The organism is Rhizobium sp. CB2179, assembly GCF_057653455.1.
Genome location: NZ_CM172781.1, coordinates 4,488,214 through 4,508,744 on the forward strand (window position 1 = coordinate 4,488,214; position 20,531 = coordinate 4,508,744).

General features: G+C 59.6%; 16 protein-coding genes. 5 read left to right on the forward strand and 11 right to left on the reverse strand.

Going from position 1 to position 20,531, the window contains the following annotated elements:
- Window positions 1-53: 53 nt before the first annotated feature.
- The 3 genes from AC244Q_RS22035 to htpX form a co-directional block, all read right to left on the reverse strand.
- Window positions 54-1,727: a heparinase II/III family protein gene (locus AC244Q_RS22035; RefSeq protein WP_113546676.1), complete on the reverse strand. Its 1,674-nt coding sequence runs from the start codon at window positions 1,725-1,727 to the stop codon at window positions 54-56.
- Window positions 1,728-1,944: 217 nt separating this feature from the next.
- The gene (locus AC244Q_RS22040; protein ID WP_041935602.1) at window positions 1,945-3,333 is read right to left on the reverse strand and encodes an RsmB/NOP family class I SAM-dependent RNA methyltransferase; all 1,389 of its coding nucleotides are present in this window, start codon (window positions 3,331-3,333) and stop codon (window positions 1,945-1,947) included.
- A complete protein-coding gene (htpX, locus tag AC244Q_RS22045) occupies window positions 3,324-4,286 on the reverse strand; it encodes a zinc metalloprotease HtpX (protein WP_113546675.1) in 963 nt (320 codons plus the stop codon). Before htpX ends, AC244Q_RS22040 begins: the two co-directional genes overlap by 10 nt.
- A 110-nt stretch (window positions 4,287-4,396) precedes the next feature.
- Between htpX and AC244Q_RS22050 the strand changes: the two genes are divergently transcribed.
- The gene (locus tag AC244Q_RS22050; RefSeq protein ID WP_012759525.1) at window positions 4,397-4,621 is read left to right on the forward strand and encodes a DUF1674 domain-containing protein; all 225 of its coding nucleotides are present in this window, start codon (window positions 4,397-4,399) and stop codon (window positions 4,619-4,621) included.
- Window positions 4,622-4,868: 247 nt separating this feature from the next.
- Here AC244Q_RS22050 and acs read toward each other — a convergent pair whose 3' ends face one another.
- Window positions 4,869-6,824 (reverse strand): acetate--CoA ligase, encoded by a 1,956-nt coding sequence (gene acs / locus AC244Q_RS22055; RefSeq protein WP_113546674.1) that lies wholly within the window; start codon window positions 6,822-6,824, stop codon window positions 4,869-4,871.
- Between the two features lie 232 nt (window positions 6,825-7,056).
- Between acs and AC244Q_RS22060 the strand changes: the two genes are divergently transcribed.
- The gene (locus AC244Q_RS22060) at window positions 7,057-7,761 is read left to right on the forward strand and encodes a DUF1013 domain-containing protein (protein ID WP_007632151.1); all 705 of its coding nucleotides are present in this window, start codon (window positions 7,057-7,059) and stop codon (window positions 7,759-7,761) included.
- 79 nt (window positions 7,762-7,840) lie between these two features.
- Here AC244Q_RS22060 and AC244Q_RS22065 read toward each other — a convergent pair whose 3' ends face one another.
- The 3 genes from AC244Q_RS22065 to AC244Q_RS22075 form a co-directional block, all read right to left on the reverse strand.
- Window positions 7,841-8,776, reverse strand: a complete 936-nt coding sequence (locus AC244Q_RS22065) for a flagellin N-terminal helical domain-containing protein (protein ID WP_012759527.1) — start codon at window positions 8,774-8,776, stop codon at window positions 7,841-7,843.
- Between the two features lie 257 nt (window positions 8,777-9,033).
- Window positions 9,034-10,944 (reverse strand): propionyl-CoA synthetase, encoded by a 1,911-nt coding sequence (locus AC244Q_RS22070; RefSeq protein WP_012759528.1) that lies wholly within the window; start codon window positions 10,942-10,944, stop codon window positions 9,034-9,036.
- Between the two features lie 82 nt (window positions 10,945-11,026).
- Window positions 11,027-11,686: a YggS family pyridoxal phosphate-dependent enzyme gene (locus tag AC244Q_RS22075; protein ID WP_012759529.1), complete on the reverse strand. Its 660-nt coding sequence runs from the start codon at window positions 11,684-11,686 to the stop codon at window positions 11,027-11,029.
- A 200-nt stretch (window positions 11,687-11,886) separates the two neighbouring features.
- On the opposite strand from AC244Q_RS22075, the gene leuS reads away from it, so the two are divergent.
- The 3 genes from leuS to holA are packed head-to-tail and all read left to right on the forward strand — an operon-like array spanning window position 11,887 to window position 16,079.
- A complete protein-coding gene (gene leuS, locus AC244Q_RS22080; RefSeq protein WP_012759530.1) occupies window positions 11,887-14,517 on the forward strand; it encodes a leucine--tRNA ligase in 2,631 nt (876 codons plus the stop codon).
- On the forward strand, window positions 14,507-15,028 hold the full coding sequence (gene lptE / locus AC244Q_RS22085) for an LPS assembly lipoprotein LptE (protein WP_012759531.1): 522 nt from the start codon (window positions 14,507-14,509) through the stop codon (window positions 15,026-15,028). The genes leuS and lptE overlap by 11 nt, the downstream gene beginning before the upstream one ends.
- 10 nt (window positions 15,029-15,038) lie before the next feature.
- Window positions 15,039-16,079, forward strand: coding sequence for a DNA polymerase III subunit delta (gene holA / locus AC244Q_RS22090; RefSeq protein ID WP_113546673.1), 1,041 nt, complete (start codon window positions 15,039-15,041; stop codon window positions 16,077-16,079).
- A 176-nt stretch (window positions 16,080-16,255) separates the two neighbouring features.
- Here holA and AC244Q_RS22095 read toward each other — a convergent pair whose 3' ends face one another.
- From AC244Q_RS22095 to mnmG, 4 genes are read right to left on the reverse strand one after another with little or no spacing between them, the layout of a single operon-like run.
- Entirely contained in the window at window positions 16,256-17,137 is an 882-nt protein-coding gene (locus tag AC244Q_RS22095) for a ParB/RepB/Spo0J family partition protein (protein ID WP_012759533.1), read from the reverse strand.
- A 32-nt stretch (window positions 17,138-17,169) separates the two neighbouring features.
- Complete coding sequence (locus tag AC244Q_RS22100; protein ID WP_012759534.1) at window positions 17,170-17,964, reverse strand: ParA family protein; 795 nt, start codon at window positions 17,962-17,964, stop codon at window positions 17,170-17,172.
- A gap of 19 nt (window positions 17,965-17,983) precedes the next feature.
- Entirely contained in the window at window positions 17,984-18,601 is a 618-nt protein-coding gene (rsmG, locus tag AC244Q_RS22105; protein ID WP_017995581.1) for a 16S rRNA (guanine(527)-N(7))-methyltransferase RsmG, read from the reverse strand.
- A gap of 25 nt (window positions 18,602-18,626) precedes the next feature.
- Window positions 18,627-20,504 (reverse strand): tRNA uridine-5-carboxymethylaminomethyl(34) synthesis enzyme MnmG, encoded by a 1,878-nt coding sequence (mnmG, locus tag AC244Q_RS22110; protein WP_113546672.1) that lies wholly within the window; start codon window positions 20,502-20,504, stop codon window positions 18,627-18,629.
- Between the last annotated feature and the right edge of the window lie 27 nt (window positions 20,505-20,531).

A 20,531-nucleotide genomic window follows, 5' to 3' on the forward strand; every position in this document is an offset into this window, starting at 1 on the left:
CTTGATGTGGATGCGATCCCATTCTCGGGCCACTCGCCCAAAACCATTCGCCTTTAGGTTTTGCGGGACAAAAACCAGCGGATTTCCGTCTTCTCGGCAAGATCGAAATCGATCTCGATCTGGTCCGAACCGCAGATGCCGGAGCTGTCGGCAAAAAAGATGTCCTCGGCGATCAGCACTTCATTGCCAGGGGCGGAAAACAGCCAGCTTTCGCCATCAGGCGCCGTCAGCAGCACGGACTCGCCATCACTCTGATGCAGGACGATCGAAGGATGGATATGAAAACGGGCGACCGCCTTCAACAGTTCGTCATGCTCATATCCTTCGCGGACGACAAGCCGGTCGCGGCCGGTCACGATCGAGCCTGCGGCATTGAGTGTCAGCTCACGCTCGTGCAGCACCCCGAACACCCTGACATAACCGTCATGGCTGAGCTTGATGCCGTCGCGTCCGTCCTCCGTTTCGGCACGCTCAACGGTGATTGTCCTCACCGGTTCGGTGATTGCGTGGTTAAGGAAGGGCGAGGGCGAAAAACGGCTGGACGACGTGTCATTGAGGATAACGGTCGAATGCGCCGCCGTCGTGCGCGCCATCTGGACATAACGGTGCCCGGCAAATTTCGGCGAACCGGAATTGACGATGAAGCGATGGCGTCCGGACGACATCTCGAAGGAGAGGCTGCCGGCATGGACGGTCCGAAGCGCGCCTCCAGAAGGCGGCGTGCCGGTATCGGCAATGATCACCGTCTTTCCCCCGGAAAGCCGCTGATAGCGCGAATGCGGCAAAGCCTTGAACGGCTGGCCGGCGGTCTCGTCATATCGCAGCACCGACATCAGCTCGTTTGCGAGCGTCGAGGTCGCCCCGTTGAAGAGCGCCAGGTCCCCGTCCTGATGGCGAAAGAACCGCAATGCCGGATAGATGCGGTCTATGCCGGAGATCAGCTTCTGCGGCAGGTCATGGCCGAGATTGACATAGGTCTGCCGGAGCGGCAGCAGATCGAGCAGCAATTCCAGCCCGACGCGCGGATTGCGCGACACATGGCCGCCATCCGGCAGAATCTGGCTATCGAATTCGCGGTCGAGCGCCTGCGCCGCCCTTCTGAGCGTAGAGGCGCGGGTCGGCATGGCGACGGAAGCCATGGCGAGCGCGATACGCAACCGAAACAGCTCCAAGCCGCCGAGGGTAAACGGCGCCATGCGGCGCAGGAACCTCACCTGGAACGCCAGCGACTTCATGAAGCGACGATAGAAGCCGCGGTCGGCATTCTGCAGCACCACCGGCGAATGCGACAGCCAGGCGATAACGCGTTGCGCGGTGACGTCGGTCTCCCAGGCAATCCCCTCCATGCGACCGGCATGGATGGAAAGCCAGCTGTCGACGATCGCGCGGGCGGCAGCCGAACTACGCTCCGTCTTGTTCGCCCGCATGTGACGCAGCCAGCCGAAGCTGTGAAGACGGGTCGCAAAGGGCCGTGAGGGCAGGGTGAAGGTGAAGGGCGACTTTCCGTTCGTTTCCAGCATGCGCCCGGCCAGGAGAAACCGTCCGTTGAGGATTTCGTCGGCCACATGCGGATCGATGCTACGGAGATCGGTCGGCGCCACGATCAGACGCTCGGGCACCTTGATCGAATGGCGAAAGAGCTTCAGGCGCAGCAACGCGACGCGGCGCAAGGCGCGCCGCCAAGCCTCCCGAACATACATGCTCGCAAAACGCCGACCGGACTGCATATTCTATTGTCTATTGACCCTCGTGGTTAAGAATAGGTGAAAAGCGGCCGATTTCATCGCCCGCAATGAATTAATTCGTGACAAGGTTCGAATATACGCAAATTAGCGTGTTTTACCTGAAGTCATGCGGGCGGTTTTGGAGAGAACGGCATGCGTGATACGAGGCTATGCAGCACCTCGTATAGGCCAGATCGCCGCGAGCGCTAAAACCTTGCAATCAGGCCACGCGCCGCAGCACAGCCGCATAGAAGCCGTCGAGGCCGGAGGCAATGCCTTCGGGCATTTTCAGCATAGTGGGAAGCGTGCGGAATTCGCCGAGCGGCGTGATCGCCGCCTCAAGGCCGGGCCAGTCACTGGCGCCGATCGGAACGCGCTCGACCGCATCCGTATCGGAAAGAACGCGGGCGACGACGTCCTCACCCTCGACAGGATCGAGCGAACAATTCGAAAAAACCAGTGTACCACCCGGCTTCAGCAATGTCAGCGCATGACGCAGCAGCCGTTCCTGCAGCGCCGCCAGCCTGGCGATATCCTCAGGTCCCTTGGTCCACAACACGTCAGGGTGCCGGCGTGTCGTGCCGGTGGAAGAGCAGGGAGCATCGAGCAGGATCGCATCGAAACGTTCCGCCGGCTCGAATGTCGTCAGATCTGCGGCAATCGTCTCCGCCTTGAGGCCGAGCCGGTCGAGATTCGAGCGCAGCCGTCTCAGCCGGCTTTCCGACTGGTCGAGTGCGGTGACTGCGCCGCCGGCAAGGATGAGCTGCGCCGTCTTGCCGCCGGGCGCAGCACAGAGATCGGCGGTACGTTTGCCCAAGAGATCGCCAAAAAGCTTCGCCGGGATGCTTGCCGCTGCATCCTGCACCCACCACGCGCCCTCATCGAAGCCTTCGACCGAAGGAATGCTGCCGTCGAAGGCGGCGAGCCGCACACTGCCCGTGGGCAGGACGACACCATTCAGCCGCTTCGCCCAATCTTCAGGGTCGGACTTGACGGTCAGATCGATTGCCGCCGGTTCGAGCTGGGATTCCGAAATCGCCAGCGCCGCGTCCCGGCCATAGGCCTTTTCCAGCCTGGCGATGAACCAGGCCGGCATCGGCGCGACCTTGCCGATTTGATCAAGCACCTGCTCCTTCTCGCGGCCGAGCCGGCGGAGTATGGCATTGACCAGCTTGGCGAAACGGCGGTTGCGTGGATCCAGATTGGCCTGCTCGACGGCAAGATCGACAGCCGAATGATCCGGCACGTCGAGATAGAGGATCTGCGCCGCCCCGATTGCGAGCACGTGATGCAGCGCCCTTGCGCCCTCCGGCAGCGGCGAATCCAGCAGCCCTGCAATCGCGGCATCGATGCGCGGCAGGTGGCGCAGCGTCGTGTTCAGGATGGCGCGAACGAGCGCCCTGTCGCTTTCGCCGAGCGCCCTATAGGCCGGATTGCCGTGTTCATGATCGAGAGCGCCATCGAGCGGCAGCTTGCGGTCGACGACGGCAGCAAGAATTTTTGCCGCCGCGGCCCGGGCCTGCAGGCCAGGCTTATCAGGCGCAGGTCGCTCAGTAGAGGGCTTATGCTTGCGGAATGGCTTCTTCGTGCCGTTTGAATTCAAGACCACGGACCTTTTGGCGGTTGCGAACCACCGCGACCAAGACCCGTATCCGGAACAGAGCGCGATTTGCGCGACGGATTAGCAGCACCAGCCGGCGACGTCGAGACATTCATGCCGCGTTGCGCCATGTCGTGCAGCGCCGCGATGCGGTTTTCCGTATTCGGATGTGTGGAAAACAGATTGTCCATGCGCTCGCCGGAGAGCGGATTGATGATGAACATATGCGCCGTTGCCGGATTGCGCTCGGCGTCTTCGTTCGGCACGTGGGCAGCGCCGCGCGCGATCTTGCCGAGCGCCGAAGCGAGCCAGAGCGGATTGCCGCAGATCTCGGCGCCGCGGCGGTCGGCCGAATATTCGCGCGTGCGGCTGATCGCCATCTGCACCAGCATGGCGGCAAGCGGCGCCACGATCATCGCGACGATGACGCCGACGAAGCCAAGGGGATTGCTGTTGTTCTCACGGTTGCCGCCGAAGAAGAAGGCGAAGTTGCCGAGCATAGAGATCGCACCGGCAAGCGTTGCCGTAATCGTCATCGTCAGCGTGTCGCGGTTCTGAATGTGGGCCAGTTCATGCGCCATCACGCCTGCGACCTCCTCGGCAGACAAGGCGCTGAGCAGGCCGGTCGAGGCAGCGACGGCGGCATTGTCGGGATTGCGGCCGGTGGCGAAGGCATTCGGCTGAGGGCTGTCGTAGAGATAGACCTTCGGCATCGGCAGGCCGGCATTGCGGGCGAGATCGCGCACGATCCGGAAGAATTCCGGCGCGTTGCGCTCGTCGACCTCCTGCGCGCGATAGGCCGAAAGCACCATGCGGTCGGAATTCCAGTAGGAGAAGAAATTCATGCCGGCGGCAATGACGAATGCGATCATCATGCCGGCCCGGCCGCCGATCAGGAAGCCGACAAACATGAAAAGCGCCGTCATGAAGGCAAGCAACATGGCAGTGCGAACGAGGTTCATGGCGGATCTCCATCTCCGATTTCGGCGTCACAAGCTTTCAATCCCGACACCGGCGCATTATGATTTGGTTATTAACCAGCCATTTTCAATATTTCCGGCAGGAGACGGCCATGCAGGACGCCGATAACGACAATAGCGAAACGCCGATGGCCGAGGGAACGGAGCCGCCGCGCAAGATGCTGTCCCCGGCTGCCAGACGCGCCCTTGCCGAAGCCGAGGAGCGGCGACAGAAGCAGAAGCCGCTGGAGCTGCCGCCGGAGATCGGCGGCCGCGGCGGAGCCGAGCCGGCGCGCTTCGGCGACTACGAGATCAATGGCAGGGCGATTGATTTCTAAGCAATTTTCTCTGGTCGGAACCCGGATGTGCGCCATGCGCTGGAGGATATAACAGCCCGCTCGCCGAGAATCCGGCTAATGAACATTTCTGGCGACAAATATTTGGCCGCATCCGGCGAATGTTACTCTGACAGACGGACGTGATCTTTCTCGTGGCTTCGACCGTGAACGGGGGCCGCAAGCCACGCATCAATGCGTAGAAGTGAAGTGAGCCGCCCTCGGACGCGGGCCGGAGCGGCTCGATAAATCAAGCGGTCGCCTTGTTCTGCCGGTTGGCGATCAGATCGTCGACGACTGCCGGATCGGCAAGCGTCGAAGTGTCGCCGAGAGCGCCGAAATCGTCTTCGGCAATCTTGCGCAGGATGCGGCGCATGATCTTGCCGGAGCGTGTCTTCGGCAGGCCGGGCGCAAACTGGATCTTGTCAGGCGCAGCAATCGGGCCGATTTCACCCCGCACATGTTTTACCAGTTCCTGGCGAAGCGTATCCGATCCCTCATGACCGGCCATCAGCGTCACGTAGCAATAGATGCCCTGGCCCTTGATCGGATGCGGATAACCGACGACCGCGGCTTCCGAAACCAGATTATGCGAGACGAGAGCGGATTCCACCTCCGCTGTACCGAGCCGGTGGCCGGAGACGTTCAGCACGTCGTCGACCCGGCCGGTGATCCAGTAATAACCGTCCGCATCGCGCCGGCAGCCATCGCCGGTGAAATACTTGCCCTTGTAGGTAGAAAAATAGGTCTGGATGAAGCGCTCGTGATCGCCATAGACCGTGCGCATCTGGCCCGGCCAGCTGTCGGTGATGCAAAGATTGCCGTCGGCCGGACCTTCCAGCACCTTGCCCTCATTGTCGACCAGCTGCGGCTTGACGCCGAAGAACGGCGTCGTCGCCGAGCCGGGCTTCAGGTCGGTGGCGCCGGGCAGCGGCGTGATCATGTGACCGCCGGTTTCCGTCTGCCACCACGTATCGATGACAGGGCATCGCTTGTCGCCGACGACATTGTAATACCACTCCCAGGCCTCGGGATTGATCGGCTCGCCGACCGTGCCGAGCAGGCGCAGCGAAGAACGCGAGGAGCGCGTGACGAAGTCGTCGCCGGCACCCATCAACGAGCGGATCGCCGTCGGCGCCGTATAGAAGATGTTGACCTTGTGCTTGTCGATGACTTCCCAGAAACGACCCTGATCCGGGAAGTTCGGCACGCCCTCGAACATCAGCGTCGTTGCGCAGTTCGCAAGCGGCCCATAGAGGATATAGGAATGGCCGGTCACCCAGCCGACATCGGCTGTACACCAGTAGACGTCGCCGTGGTGATAATCGAAGACATACTCATGCGTCATCGCTGCATAGACGAGATAACCCCCCGTCGTGTGCAGCACGCCCTTTGGCTTGCCGGTCGAGCCGGACGTATAAAGAATGAAGAGCGGATCTTCCGCCTTCATCTTCACCGGCGGGCATTCCGCCTTCACGGTGGCGATCTCCTGGTGATGCCAGAGATCGCGACCCGGCGCCCAGCCGGTCTTGCCACCGGTGCGGCGAACGACCAGAACCTTCTCCACGATCACGTGCTGGCGTGCCGCAATATCAATTGCGGTATCGGTATTGTCCTTCAACGGCACCGGCTTGCCACCGCGCAGGCCTTCGTCGCAGGTGATGACGAAGGTGGATTCGCAGTCGACGATGCGCCCGGCCAGCGCCTCGGGCGAGAAACCGCCGAAGACGACCGAATGCACCGCGCCGATGCGGGCGCAGGCGAGCATCGCATAAGCCGCTTCCGGGATCATCGGCATATAGATGGTGACGCGATCGCCCTTCTTGACGCCGTGCTTCTTCAACACATTCGCCATCCGGCAGACGTGCTCGTAGAGTTCGTTATAGGTGACCTTCTTGTCGATATAGGGGTTGTCGCCTTCCCAAATGATCGCCACTTGGTCGCCATTCGTTTTCAGATGACGGTCGATGCAGTTGTAGGAGACGTTTGTCTGACCGTCCTCGAACCACTTGATCGAAACCTTGCCGGTAAAGGATGTGTTCTTGACCTTGGTATAGGGCTTGAACCAGTCGATCCGCTTGCCGTGCTTGCCCCAGAACTTGTCCGGGTTCTCGACGCTTTCCTCATACCATTTCAGGTACTTTTCCTTATCGATCAGGGCGCGCGCCTTCACCGGCTTCGTGACCGGATAGATCTTCTCCGACATGCAACTCCTCCTCATGGGACATGCGACGGGCCGCGTGAGCTAGGAAGGGCCCGGACTTGAAATCACGGCAATTCATAGCAGTTCGCATCGCCACGGCAATTAGACAAAGGTCATTTCATTTCGGAAGAATTGCAATTCTGCGACAGTGCGGTTATATAGCGCCATATTTCCCGGACATTGTGGTGACAATCCACGGACCGCGACCGGCGCGGACGATAGAAGGACTATATCCATGGCTCAAACACTGCTCATGCCGAAGGCGACAGCCATTTGGCTCGTCGACAATACGGCACTGTCTTTCGATCAGATCGCGCAGTTCTGCAAACTGCATCCGCTCGAAGTCAAGGCGATCGCCGACGGCGAAGCGGCGCAGGGCATCAAGGGCCTCGACCCGATCTCGACAGGACAGCTTTCCCGCGACGAGATTGCCCGCGCCGAGGCCAATCCGAACCACAAGCTGAAGCTTTCCGAACCGAAGGTGCGGGTGCCGGAATCCAAGCGCCGCGGTCCGCGTTATACGCCGGTTTCCAAGCGTCAGGACCGCCCGAACGCCATTCTCTGGCTCGTTCGCAACCATCCGGAACTGAAGGACGCGCAGATTTCCCGCCTCGTCGGCACGACGAAATCGACCATCGAGCAGATCCGCGAGCGCACCCACTGGAACTCCGCCAACCTGGCGCCGATGGATCCGGTCACGCTCGGCCTCTGCAGCCAGATCGATCTCGACATGGAAGTGGAAAAGGCCTCCAAGGGCCGTCCGCTGCCGACCGCTGCCGAGCTTGGCGCGACGCTGCAATCGGCACAGGAAACCGAACGCCTGACCCCGAGCTACGAGCGCGAGGAGGAAAAGGAAAAGGAAATCGACGCCGATGCCGTCTTCCGCAAGTTGAGCTCGCTGCGCTCGGCCCCGAAGGACGAGGACGACGATCAGTACTGAGATATCAGCGATCTCATGAAAAACCCCGCCGGTATGAGCTGACCGGCGGGGTTTTTTGTTGCAGATGGCCTGTTTCCGATTAGCTGCGGAACAGGGTGAGGATGTTCTGCGCCGAGCTATTGGCGATCGAGAGCGACTGGATGGCGAGCTGCTGCTGCGTCTGCAACGCAGAGAGCCTGCTCGATTCCTCTTCCATATCGGCATCGACCAGGCGTCCGACGCCGGAGTCGATCGAATCGTGAAGACCGCTGACGAAAGTTTCCTGCAACTGGATACGGGTCGAGATCGAGCCCAATGCCGAGCCGGCGGCGGTCATAGCGCCGAGAACCAGTTCGACGCCTGTCAGGGCTGCGTCAAGCTGACCCTGGGTGAAACCGGTGATGTCGAGATCATATATTGACGCCATGACGATGACGGTGCTGCCATAGGTTCCGTTGAAGGCCGTGCCGATGATACCGCTTGATGTCTCGATCGCACCGGTGCTCGTCATGCCGAAAAGCACGTTTCCAAGCGAGCCCGAATCGAGCACATAATCCGTCATCTTGACGGAGACGGCATTGCTGCCGTCGCGGACGAAAGACGAGACGACGCTCTTCGTGCCGGAGGCGCCGGCAACCCAGTTTTCGCCGGAGAAGGACGCCGATTGAGCGATGCTGAGCAGCTGCTCCTGCAGCTGGTCGAGTTCTTGCTGGATCTTCGTCTTGTCGACGCCCTTTTCGGTGGCGGCGACAATCTTGGCCTTGATGTCGCTGACGACATCGAGCGCGCTGTCCATAGCCGAATAGGCCGTGTCGACCTTGGCCGCGCCGAGACCGAGCGCGTCGGAGACGGCCGAAAGCGCCTTGTTGTCAGAACGCATGGTCGTAGCAATCGACCAGTAAGCGGCATTGTCAGCCGCCTTTTCGACACGATAACCCGATGAAACGCGACCCTGGGTGTCCTTGAGGCTATCGTTTACGCCGCGCAAAGTCTGCAGCGCTGCCATCGCAGCGTTGTTGGTAAGGATGCTTGTCATGATCCGTTCCACAATCGTTGAGAAAGGGGCAATCCGGACTACAGCGCCGCGCGTCTTTCAGACGCGCAAAGGACGCTGTAGCACTTCTACTGCTGCATAATTTTGCCCCTTAAATCGATTCCGATTTAAGGAATTATGCAGTAGGCCGGTAACGGCGACCGCGTCATGCAAAGCCTGCTATGCAAGCCATTGCCGTTAACAAATGCTTGCATCAACATGGTTAACAATTCCTCAATTAGGCTTACCGAAAGTTTAATTCACATCGGCAAGGAGCCTAAACCGCGCCCACGCAGCACCTCGGCAATTTCCTCTAAAATCGTTGGATCATCAATGGTTGCAGGCATTTTCCAGGGTATGCCGTCGGCGATTTTCTGCATCGTACCGCGCAGGATTTTGCCGGAGCGTGTCTTCGGCAACCGGTTAACGGTGATGGCGGTCTTGAAGGCGGCGACAGGTCCAATCGAATCACGAATCATCGCCACGACCTCTGATTCGATCACCGTCGCGTCACGGGAAACATGTCGTTTCAGCACCAGGAAACCGCAGGGAGCCTGACCCTTCAGCACATCGATCACGCCGATAACAGCACATTCGGCGACATCGGGATGACGCGCACAGACCTCCTCCATCGCCCCGGTCGAGAGCCGATGCCCGGCGCAATTGATGATGTCGTCGGTGCGCGACATGATGAAGAGATAGCCGTCTTCGTCGACATAGCCGGCATCGGCCGTCTTATAGTAACCGGGAAACTCATCGAGATAGGCCGAGCGAAAACGGTCGTCCGCATTCCAGAGGGTCGGCAGGCAGCCGGGCGGCAAGGGCAGCTTGACGACGATATTGCCGAGCGTTCCCGCCTCGATCGGATGACCGGCATCGTCAAGCACCGCAATATCATAGCCGGGCATCGGCAGTGTCGGCGAACCGTGCTTGATGGGCAGGGCGCCGAGACCGAGCGGATTTGCGGCGATCGGCCAGCCGGTCTCCGTCTGCCACCAGTGATCGATGACGGGTATGCCAAGCATGCGCTCGGCCCATTTCAACGTCTCCGGATCCGCTCTTTCGCCGGCCAGAAACAGCGCCCGCAGATCCGGCATGGGATATTGGCGCATCAGTTCACCGTCACCGTCCTCCCGCCGGATGGCGCGGAATGCTGTCGGCGCCGTGAACAGTGCCCGCACCTGATACTCTGAAACGATGCGCCAGAATGTGCCGGCATCCGGAGTGCCGATCGGTTTTCCCTCGAAGATCAGCGTGGTTACGCCTGATAGCAGCGGGGCATAGACGATATAGGAGTGTCCGACGACCCAGCCGATATCCGAAGCCGTCCAGAAGACCTCGCCGGGCCTCAAGCCGTAGATATTCCGCATCGACCAGTTGAGCGCGACCATATGGCCGCCATTGTCGCGCACGACGCCCTTTGGTTGGCCCGTCGTGCCCGAGGTGTAGAGGATATAGAGCGGATCGGTCGCCTTGACGGAGACACAGGCGATCTCAGCGCCACGATGCTGCGCCACCGCGATCTCGAAATCCTGATCGCGGCCGCTGACGAGATCTGCCTGAAGCTCGGGCCGCTGCAACACCAGACAGCGCTCCGGCTTCGAACGCGCGATCGCAATCGCTTGGTCGACCAGGGGCTTGTAGACGACGATGCGACTAGGCTCGAGCCCGCAGCTCGCGGCGATCACCAGCTTCGCACCGCAATCGTCGATGCGCGCTGCAAGTTCGCTGGCGGCAAATCCGCCGAAAACGACGGAGTGAACCGCACCGATGCGAGCGCAGGCGAGCATCGAAAAGACCGCCTGCGGCACCATCGGCATATAAAGGATCACGCGATCGCCTTTGCCGATGCCGCGCTCGACCAGCGCTGCTGCAATGGCCATCACCTCCCGAAGTACCTCATCATAGGTGAAACGGCGCTTCTCGCCGTTCATTGCGCTGTCGAAGATGACCGCCGTCTCGCCGCCGCGGCCGGCAGCCACATGCCGGTCCAGGCAATTGTGGCATGTATTGGTTTCCGCGTCTGAGAACCAACGGCCATAGACGCCCTCATTGGGTGAAAAAATCCGCTCTGGCGGCTTGAACCAGTCGATGTCACTGGCCGCTTCGCGCCAGAAGGCTTCGGGATCGCGTTTCCAGGCCGCATAGACCTGATGATAGCCGTTCCGCATCTGCTCCTCCCCAGGACATGCAAACCTCGATATCAATCTAGGCGGCATTAAGGGGAACAGGAAGCCCGACCAAAGCAGCGTTTCAGCGCGTGCCGAAAATCGCTGACCCTACACGCACGCTGGTGGCGCCAAAGGCGATCGCCGTCCCGTAGTCGCCCGACATGCCCATGGAAAGTTTTTCGACGCCGCATTTGAGCGCAAGCTTTGCCAGCAGGGCGAAATGCGGCCCAGGATTTTCCTCGGCCGGCGGAATGCACATCAACCCTTCGATGGAAAGGCCGAGTTCGTCGCGGCAGAGAGCGACGAAGGCTGGCGTGTCGTCAGGAGCGATGCCGGCCTTCTGCGGTTCGAGCCCGGTATTGACCTGGACATAGAGCCGCAGCGCCTTGCCTTGCCGCCTCATCTCCTCGGCAAGTGCGCGGGCGATCTTTTCCCGATCCACCGTCTCGATGACGTCGAAAAGCACCACCGCATCCGCCGCCTTGTTTGATTGCAGCGGTCCGATCAGATGCAGCGCGATATCCTGATGCTCGGCCTTCAGCGCCGGCCACTTGCCCTGGCTTTCCTGCACCCGGTTCTCACCGAAGACACGCTGTCCGGCTTCGATGGCCGGGCGGATCGCGTCCGCCTCGAAGGTCTTCGACACCGCGACGAGCTGAACGGAACCCGCCGGACGACCTGCTTCGCGTTCCGCAGCGGCGATCCGCGACCGCACGTCGTCTAAGCGCTCTTGAAGTTCCATCTATCTGCCTCGGCATATCCGCATGAAAGGATCGGCAATGCCTAACGAGCCAATCTGTGCTTGCCAAGTCCCGCCTTGGCGAAATCGCCTTGTCACGATCAAGATCGGACGCTTGCAGCGCCTGCAAAACTTGACGCTACGGTGGTTTCATGGTGAAGGTCTCGACCAACCTCCCCTGATGTTCCGGAAATACGAATACCATGGCCACCGAACGTTATAATCCGCGCGATGCCGAGCCCCGCTGGCAGCAGAAATGGAATGAAGACAAGGTCTTCGAGACCGACAATGCCGATCCGCGCGAAAAATATTACGTCCTCGAAATGTTCCCCTATCCGTCGGGGCGCATCCATATGGGTCATGTCCGCAATTACGCCATGGGCGATGTCGTGGCTCGCTACAAACGCGCCCGCGGCTACAACGTCCTGCATCCGATGGGTTGGGATGCTTTCGGCATGCCGGCGGAGAATGCCGCGATGGAGCGCGGCGTGCATCCCGCCTCCTGGACCTATCAGAATATCGGCTCGATGAAGGCGCAGCTGAAGGCCATGGGGCTTTCGTTGGACTGGAGCCGCGAATTCGCCACCTGCGACGTCGAATATTACCAGCACCAGCAGCATCTCTTCGTGGATTTCCTGGAGAAGGGCCTGGTCTATCGCAAGCAGTCGAAGGTCAACTGGGATCCTGTCGATAACACTGTGCTGGCCAACGAGCAGGTGATCGATGGCCGCGGCTGGCGTTCCGGTGCGCTCGTCGAACAGCGCGAACTGACGCAATGGTTCTTCAAGATCACCGACTTCAGCCAGGATCTGCTGGACGCGCTGGATACGCTCGACCAGTGGCCGGAAAAAGTGCGGCTGATGCAGAAGAACTGGATCGGCCGTTCGGAAGGCCTGACGATCCGCTGGGAGATCGTACCGGAATCGGCGCCTGCCGGTGAGAGCGAAGTGACGGTCTATACTACCCGGCCGGACACGCTGTTCGGCGCTTCCTTCCTGGCAATCGCCGCCGATCATCCGCTGGCGAAGGATGCCGCTGCAAAGAACCCTGATATCGAGGCCTTCTGCGACGAATGCCGCCGCGCCGGGACCTCGCTCGCAGCACTCGAGACCGCTGAAAAGAAGGGCATGGATACCGGTATCCGCGTCAGGCACCCGCTCGATCCTTCCTGGGAGCTGCCGGTTTATATCGCCAATTTCGTCCTGATGGATTATGGCACGGGCGCGATCTTCGGCTGCCCCTCGGGTGACCAGCGTGACCTTGATTTTGCTCGCAAATATGGCCTTCCGGTCGTGGCCGTCGTCATGCCCAGGGATGGCGATGCCGCAAGCTTCTCCGTCGGCGACACCGCCTATGACGGTGATGGCGTGATGATCAACTCACGCTTCCTCGACGGCAAGACCACCGACGAAGCCTTCAACATCGTTGCCGATCGGCTATCTGCCGCTTCGCTCGGCAATGCGCCGCAGGGCGAGCGCAAGGTCAATTTCCGCCTGCGCGACTGGGGCATTTCCCGCCAGCGTTATTGGGGCTGCCCGATCCCGGTCATCCATTGCGATGATTGCGGTGTCGTGCCGGTGCCGAAGGCGGACCTGCCGGTCAAGCTGCCCGACGACGTCACCTTCGACCAGCCCGGCAATCCGCTCGACCGCCATCCGACATGGCGTCATGTCTCCTGCCCGAATTGCGGCAAGGATGCTCGCCGCGAGACGGATACGATGGACACCTTCGTCGATTCGAGCTGGTATTTCACCCGCTTTACCGCGCCCTGGGAAGAAAGGCCGACCGATCCGGAGGCGGCGAACCGCTGGCTGCCGGTCGACCAGTATATCGGCGGCATCGAGCACGCGATCCTACACCTGCTCTATTCGCGCTTCTTTACCCGCGCCATGCGCGAGACCGGTCACGTCGCGGCCACCGAACCTTTCAAGGGTCTCTTCACCCAGGGCATGGTGGTCCACGAAACCTATAGCCGCAGCGCCGGCGCCAGCCGCGAATGGGTGGCACCCGCCGATATCCGCATCGACGAACTCGACGGCAAACGACGGGCTTTCCTGCTGACGTCGGGCGAGGAAGTCGCGATCGGCTCGATCGAGAAGATGTCGAAATCGAAAAAGAATGTCGTCGATCCCGACGATATCATCGCCTCCTACGGCGCAGATACCGCCCGTTTCTTCGTTCTGTCCGACTCTCCGCCCGAGCGTGACGTCATCTGGTCCGAGGCAGGCGTCGAGGGCGCCCATCGCTTTACCCAGCGGCTGTGGCGCCTGATTTCCGAAGCCGCGGACGCGCTCTCCGCCGTCGCACCTGCGCCGGCTGCCGATGGGGAAGCGTTGCCAATCTCGCAGGCCGCCCACAAGACGCTGAAGGCTGTCGAGAACGACTATGACAAACTCTGGTTCAACAAGGCCGTTGCCCGAATTTATGAACTCGTGAACGCGCTGGCCGCACCGATGACGAGGGTTGCCGCAGGCGAGGGTAATGCCACCTATCGCGCGGCGGTGCGCGATGCCGCCGAGATCCTGATCCAACTCGTCTCTCCGATGACACCGCATCTGGCTGAGGAATGCTGGGCTGCGCTCGGCAATGAAGGCCTGCTTGCCCGGACAAACTGGCCGCGGTACGACGAAACACTCGTCATCGAAAACGATGTGGTCCTGCCGGTACAGATCAACGGCAAGAAACGCGCTGAATTGACAATTTCTCGCGATGCAGATCAGAATGCCGTCACCGACGCCGTGCTGAATCTGGATGCGGTGAAGAACGCGTTGAACGGACAGGCACCGAAGAAGATCATCGTGGTTCCCCAAAGGATTGTAAACATTGTCGTCTGATATCGCTTGCAAGCTGGCCCGCAATGCCGGCATCGCCATGATCCTTGCCTCCGCGGCTTTTCTCTCGGCCTGCCAGGTCCGTCCGCTCTATTCAGAGAGTTCAGGTGTGGTTGAAAAACTTTCTTCGGTCGGCTTTTCCGAGGCAGGCAGCCGGGTCGAGCAGCAGGTTCGCAATCGCCTGATCTTCCTTGCGTCACGCGGTGCAGGCGAAGCGGTAAACCCGCAATATCTGGTCGAAATACACGCCACGTCGGCTGTAGCCGATACGCTGCTGGCCGAATCCTCTGACACGTCGAAAGCCGGCCGTGTGACCGTCAACGTCAGTTACACGCTGCGTGCCACGGCCGACAATCATGTCATCAAGGCCGGCAGCCGCCAGGCCACGGCGCTGGTGGATTTCTCCGAGCAGGAATTTGCCAAGCAGCGGGCGATCCGCGATGCTCAGAACCGCGCGGCCGATCAGACGGCGGAATTCGTGGGAGCCGATATCGCCGCCGCCCTCAGCCGCTGAGGGCGGAGATGTGGCAGAGATAAAATCCCACGAATTCGAGAGTTTTCTGCAGAAATCGACGCGGAACTATCGGATTTTCGTCATCTACGGGCCGGATCGCGGCCTTGTTTCCGAACGGGCAAGCCAGCTTGCCGGTAAGAGCGGTGTTGCTCTCGATGATCCCTTCTCGCTGACGAAACTCGATATTGGCGACCTCCAGAAAGACCCGGGTCGATTGGTCGACGAGGTCCAATCCATCGGGCTGTTCGGCGGTGAGAAACTGATTTGGATCCGCGGCGCCGCCAACGAGAAATACCTCGTTGATTCCCTGGCGCTGCTGGCCGAAAAACCACTCGAAGCAGCCTATCTGATCGTCGAGGCCGGCGACCTGAAGAAGGGTTCCCTGCTGCGCAAGACTGCGGAATCCGCCCGTTCTGTCATGACGATCCCGTCCTACGCCGATGACAGCCGCGCCCTGAATGGCTTGATCGATACGGAGCTCGGTGCAGAGAAGCTCGGCATTACGCCGGCCGCGCGCCAAGCACTGATCGCCTTGATCGGCGGTGACAGGATCGCTTCCCGCAACGAGGTGCGCAAGCTCGCTCTTTACTGCCGGGGTTTCGATACCGTCGAAGAACATCACGTTACCGAAATAATCGGTGACGCCAGCGCCATCTCGGTTGACGACGCGGTCGACGCTATCCTCGGGGGCGATCTAAACGCCTTTCTGCACGCCATGCAAAAAATCAGCAGCTCGAAAACCGCGATCTTTCTCGTTCTGCAGGCATGCCTGAAACAATTCCAGCTTCTCGATTCGATGCGCGCCGAAATGGATGAAAAGCGGCTGCAGACACCTCAGATTATGCAGACGATGGGGCGGCATCTGCATTTCCGGCGCAAGCCGATCATCGAACAGGCGCTACGCCAATGGACCGCGGAAAGCATCGCCCGTGAATGCAATCGGCTGCAGGCCGCTATTCTGCAAAGCCGACGGCGACAGGTGCTGGAGGACAGCGTTGCGATGCAAACGCTTCTCTCCACCACCCTTCAATCCGGCCGGAAATCCGGCTGATCAGCGCATCGGTCCAAAATCAGAACCGATCTTCGGAAAGCAAAGATGCAAGGGATTAGACGTCCTACGGCGTTCTAGAGCAATTCCGGCAAAAGTGCGGAGCGGTTTTTCATCCGGAATTGCGTGAAAACAAAGAGATAGAATATTTCCGTGATTCGGAGAAAAACGAAAACGCTCTAGCGCCTCTCAAGCAAACGGCAGATTTCCTCGAGCTGCTCTAACGACTTATAGGAAATTTTGATCTGGCCGCCGCTTGCCTTGTGATTGATCGCAACATCAAGGCCGAGTGCATCGGAAAGTGTCCGTTCCAGCGCCAGCGTGTCGGAATCTTTCTGATCTCGCTGCAACGTCGCCTGCAGTGGCTCCGATTGGGCCTTGATATTGTTTTGCGCCAGCTTCTCGGCATCACGCACCGACATGCCCTTGGCAACGATCGTGCGGGCAAGACTTGCCGGGTCGGATGTCGAAACCAGGGCGCGTGCGTGCCCAGCTGATAGGCTGCCGGAGGCAAGCAGATCGCGAACCGGATCAGGCAGCTTCAACAGGCGCAACGAGTTGGCAACGTGGCTGCGGCTTTTGCCGATGATTTCGCCGAGGTCGTTCTGGGTGTAACCATATTCAGCGATAAGCTGCTCGTAGCCCAACGCCTCTTCGAGGGCATTGAGATCCGCGCGTTGCACGTTCTCGACAATGGCGATTTCCAGCGCCGTCTTGTCATCCACATCACGGACAATGACAGCAATCTCGATCAACCCGGCAAGCTGAGCCGCGCGCCAACGTCGTTCGCCGGCGATGATCTCATATCGATCCCGCGACATCGTCCGCACAACGATGGGCTGAACGATGCCGTGTTGACGAATGGAACTTGCGAGATCGTGCAGTTCCGAGTCATCGAAGAACCGACGAGGATTGCGGGGATTGCGGCTGACGAACTCGATCGGGATCATTCTGTCGGCGCTGATAACCCGCTCGGCTTCGACCGGGACGGGCTGATCCATTTCACCAATCAGCGCCGCAAGGCCGCGGCCCAATCGCCTCTTTGATACATCGTCATTCATGATCTACACTCACCTACACCCCTAAAATGATATCACGCGGCCAATCTTTGGCGCTCTCGCTGGATGACCTCAGAGGCCAGCTGCAGATAGGCCTGGCTGCCCGCGCACTTCAAGTCATAGAGAATAGCCGGCTTACCGTAGGACGGAGCCTCGGAAACCCGGACGTTGCGCGGAATTAACGTGTGATAAACCTTGTCGCCGAGATGCGTGCGCACGTCATTGACAACCTGTTGGGCAAGATTGTTGCGCGCATCGAACATCGTCAAGACGATACCCTGAATATCCAGACGCGGGTTAACAGTCCGCCGAACCTGGCTGACGGTCTCAAGCAACTGACTCAATCCCTCAAGCGCAAAGAATTCGCATTGCAGCGGAACGAGGACCGAATGGGCCGCTGCCATGGCATTCATCGTCAGCAGATTGAACGATGGCGGGCAATCCAGAAGAATATAAGAAAACGCCATCGCTTCGGGCGAAGACAGCGCTTTCCGCAACTTGAACACCCGATCGCTCTGCTGCGAGATTTCCATCTCGATGCCAAGAAGATCCATTGTCGACGGGACAATAAACAGATTAGGAACCGCTGTTTCGAGAGTCACCTCGGGGATTCCACGATCACCAATCATCAGATCGTAGGAGGACAGCTTGCGATCACGACGATCAATACCCAGGCCGGTGCTGGCATTGCCTTGCGGGTCGAGATCGACAATCAAGACGCGCTCGCCGATTGCAGCAAGCGCCGTTGCCAGGTTGATTGCTGTGGTCGTCTTGCCAACGCCACCCTTCTGATTTGCGATGGTGATAATCCGATGTCGTTCGCCAGCCATTGCCGCAATATCCGATCTGTTAAACCAAGCGCCGGAGATTTGATACTTCCAAAATAACAGATTCCTGCTCGACGGCGCTCTTATGTTCTAACAGATCGAATTCCCACCGACCACGTGCTTTGTTGACTTCTCTCAGGTAATCCCGGCCTTTGTGAAAAAAGCCTCGACAATTTTCCTTGCCAAGCATCCAGGGGGCTGAATACTCGATAAGCCCATCAAGATCGGCAAGGGCGCGCGCTGAAATCGCATCACATTCGCCAACCTCCGCATAAGCGTCTTCGATTCGCAGGATATGAACGCTGCCGCGCGCATTTGTCTCCCGCAACGCTGTCCGCAGAAACGCCGCCTTTTTATGGTTGCTTTCAACCAGATGGACCCATCCGTCCTTCAGCTCGGCCAGAAAAATCGCCGTGATAACACCGGGAAAACCGCCGCCACTGCCGAGGTCGACCCAGCTTATCGCTTGAGGATTAATCTGGAAAACTTGGCTGCTATCGGCGATGTGTCGATGCCATAGATCATCGAGTGTCGACGGCGCCACCAGATTAATTGCTTTTGCCCACTTCTGAAACAGCACTGCAAAGTGTTGCAGCCGTTCCTGTGTTTCACGTGAAACACGCAAACCGTTTAATTCCATTCTGAAAGACTCTCAAATCTTGCAATCAAGCGCTATGACGCTCGGCAGAGGATAGGCGACGCAAATGCACAAGCAGCAATGCCACCGCTGCCGGCGTCATTCCTTCAACGATAGCGGCCTGAGCAATGCTGAAAGGGCGAGCAGCGCTAAGTTTTAGCTTTAGCTCGTTTGAGAGACCGGACAGTGCGTCATAGTTGAAATCAGGCGGAATCTGCCGCTGCTCGTCGCGTTGCTGGTCGACAATCGCCGCGGCTTGTCGATCCAGATAAACCGAATAACCGGCCTCAATTTCCAACGCTTCGGCGATCTTCGGTCCAATCACGCCGAGCTTCTCCGGCCAAACATGCCGGAGCGCGACGAAATCATAATTCGGATAGGACAGCAAATCATACGCGGTTCGGCGCTGGCCATCGAGATTGATATTCAAGCCAGCGCGGCGCGCCTCATTCGGTGTAAGCGCCAGCGACTGCAACAGCGCCCGACTGGTGTCGATCTCCGCCCGATAGGATGTGAATCGCTGCACTCGCGCGTCACTGACGCACCCGAGCCGCATGGCCAGCGGCGTCAAGCGCATATCGGCGTTATCAGCCCGCAACGTCAGCCGATACTCCGCACGCGATGTAAACATTCGATACGGTTCCGTAACGCCGCGTGACGTGAGATCGTCGATCATGACGCCAATATAAGAATTCGTCCGGCTAAAATGGAACGGATGCGAGTCGCTGCTTCGCAATGCAGCATTCAACCCGGCTGCCAGCCCCTGCGCGGCCGCCTCTTCGTAGCCGGTGGTGCCATTGATTTGGCCTGCGAGAAATAGCCCTCTTAGCCGTTTGACCTCCAGTGATAGAGTCAGCTCTCTCGGATCGACATGATCATATTCGATCGCATAGCCCGGTTGCAGTATTCTTGCCGTTTCCAGGCCGGGAATCGTTTTGATGAAGGCTGCCTGCACCTCCGCCGGCAGGGAGGTGGAAATCCCGTTCGGATAAACCGTGTCGTCGTCCAGTCCCTCAGGCTCGAGAAAGACCTGATGTCCATCCCGCTCTCCGAATTTCACCAGCTTGTCTTCGATCGACGGGCAATAACGAGGCCCGACCCCTTCGATCTGCCCGGAATACATGGCCGAGCGCATAATGTTGTCAACAATGATACGGTGGGTCGCTTCGGTCGTCCTGGTGACCCCGCATTCAATCTGTGGCGTGGTAATCGTGTCTGTCATGAAGGAGAAGGGGACAAGCTCCTCGTCAGCCCCCTGTCGACCGACGGATTGCCAGTCGATTGTTTTTCCGTCCAGCCGGGCGGGAGTGCCGGTCTTCAGACGTCCCAGCCGCAGTCCCAGCCGGGCAAGGGTGGCGGACAATCCGATTGACGGCGCTTCGCCGACGCGCCCGGCCGGCGTCTTTTCCGACCCTATATGAATAAGACCGCGCAGAAAGGTCCCAGTGGTCAAAACCACGGCCGGCGCTTTCAGGGTTCGACCGTCCTTCATAATCACGCCGGCGACACAGCCATCGACGACCTCCAGATCAAACGCGTCGCCCTCGATGATATCCAGGTCCGGCGTCGCTTCGATCGCCGCCAACATTGCTAGGCGATAAAGCTTTCGATCGGCTTGCGTCCGCGGTCCTCGGACAGCCGCACCTTTCTTCTTGTTGAGTATCCTGAATTGAATGCCTGCAACATCGGCGACGCGACCCATCAGGCCATCCATCGCATCGATCTCCCGAACAAGATGGCCCTTGCCTAGGCCGCCAATCGCCGGATTACAGGACATGACCCCGATCGTGTCCCGCCTATGCGTAATGAGGGCGGTTTTTGCCCCGAGGCGCGCAGCTGCGCTGGCAGCCTCCGAGCCCGCATGGCCGCCACCGATCACAATTACATCGAAAACATTATCCGTCATTCAGGCACTCCACATGCGGCGGACGTT

Coding starts and splice junctions, on each gene's coding strand:
- AC244Q_RS22095 (WP_012759533.1), bottom strand. CDS start 17,137: ATGAATGACGATGTATCAAAGAGGCGATTGGGCCGCGGCCTTGCGGCG.
- AC244Q_RS22065 (WP_012759527.1), bottom strand. CDS start 8,776: ATGACAAGCATCCTTACCAACAACGCTGCGATGGCAGCGCTGCAGACT.
- AC244Q_RS22100 (WP_012759534.1), bottom strand. CDS start 17,964: ATGGCTGGCGAACGACATCGGATTATCACCATCGCAAATCAGAAGGGT.
- AC244Q_RS22075 (WP_012759529.1), bottom strand. CDS start 11,686: ATGGAACTTCAAGAGCGCTTAGACGACGTGCGGTCGCGGATCGCCGCT.
- leuS (WP_012759530.1), top strand. CDS start 11,887: ATGGCCACCGAACGTTATAATCCGCGCGATGCCGAGCCCCGCTGGCAG.
- AC244Q_RS22070 (WP_012759528.1), bottom strand. CDS start 10,944: ATGCGGAACGGCTATCATCAGGTCTATGCGGCCTGGAAACGCGATCCC.
- mnmG (WP_113546672.1), bottom strand. CDS start 20,504: ATGACGGATAATGTTTTCGATGTAATTGTGATCGGTGGCGGCCATGCG.
- AC244Q_RS22060 (WP_007632151.1), top strand. CDS start 7,057: ATGGCTCAAACACTGCTCATGCCGAAGGCGACAGCCATTTGGCTCGTC.
- rsmG (WP_017995581.1), bottom strand. CDS start 18,601: ATGGAATTAAACGGTTTGCGTGTTTCACGTGAAACACAGGAACGGCTG.
- htpX (WP_113546675.1), bottom strand. CDS start 4,286: ATGAACCTCGTTCGCACTGCCATGTTGCTTGCCTTCATGACGGCGCTT.
- AC244Q_RS22050 (WP_012759525.1), top strand. CDS start 4,397: ATGCAGGACGCCGATAACGACAATAGCGAAACGCCGATGGCCGAGGGA.
- AC244Q_RS22035 (WP_113546676.1), bottom strand. CDS start 1,727: ATGCAGTCCGGTCGGCGTTTTGCGAGCATGTATGTTCGGGAGGCTTGG.
- acs (WP_113546674.1), bottom strand. CDS start 6,824: ATGTCGGAGAAGATCTATCCGGTCACGAAGCCGGTGAAGGCGCGCGCC.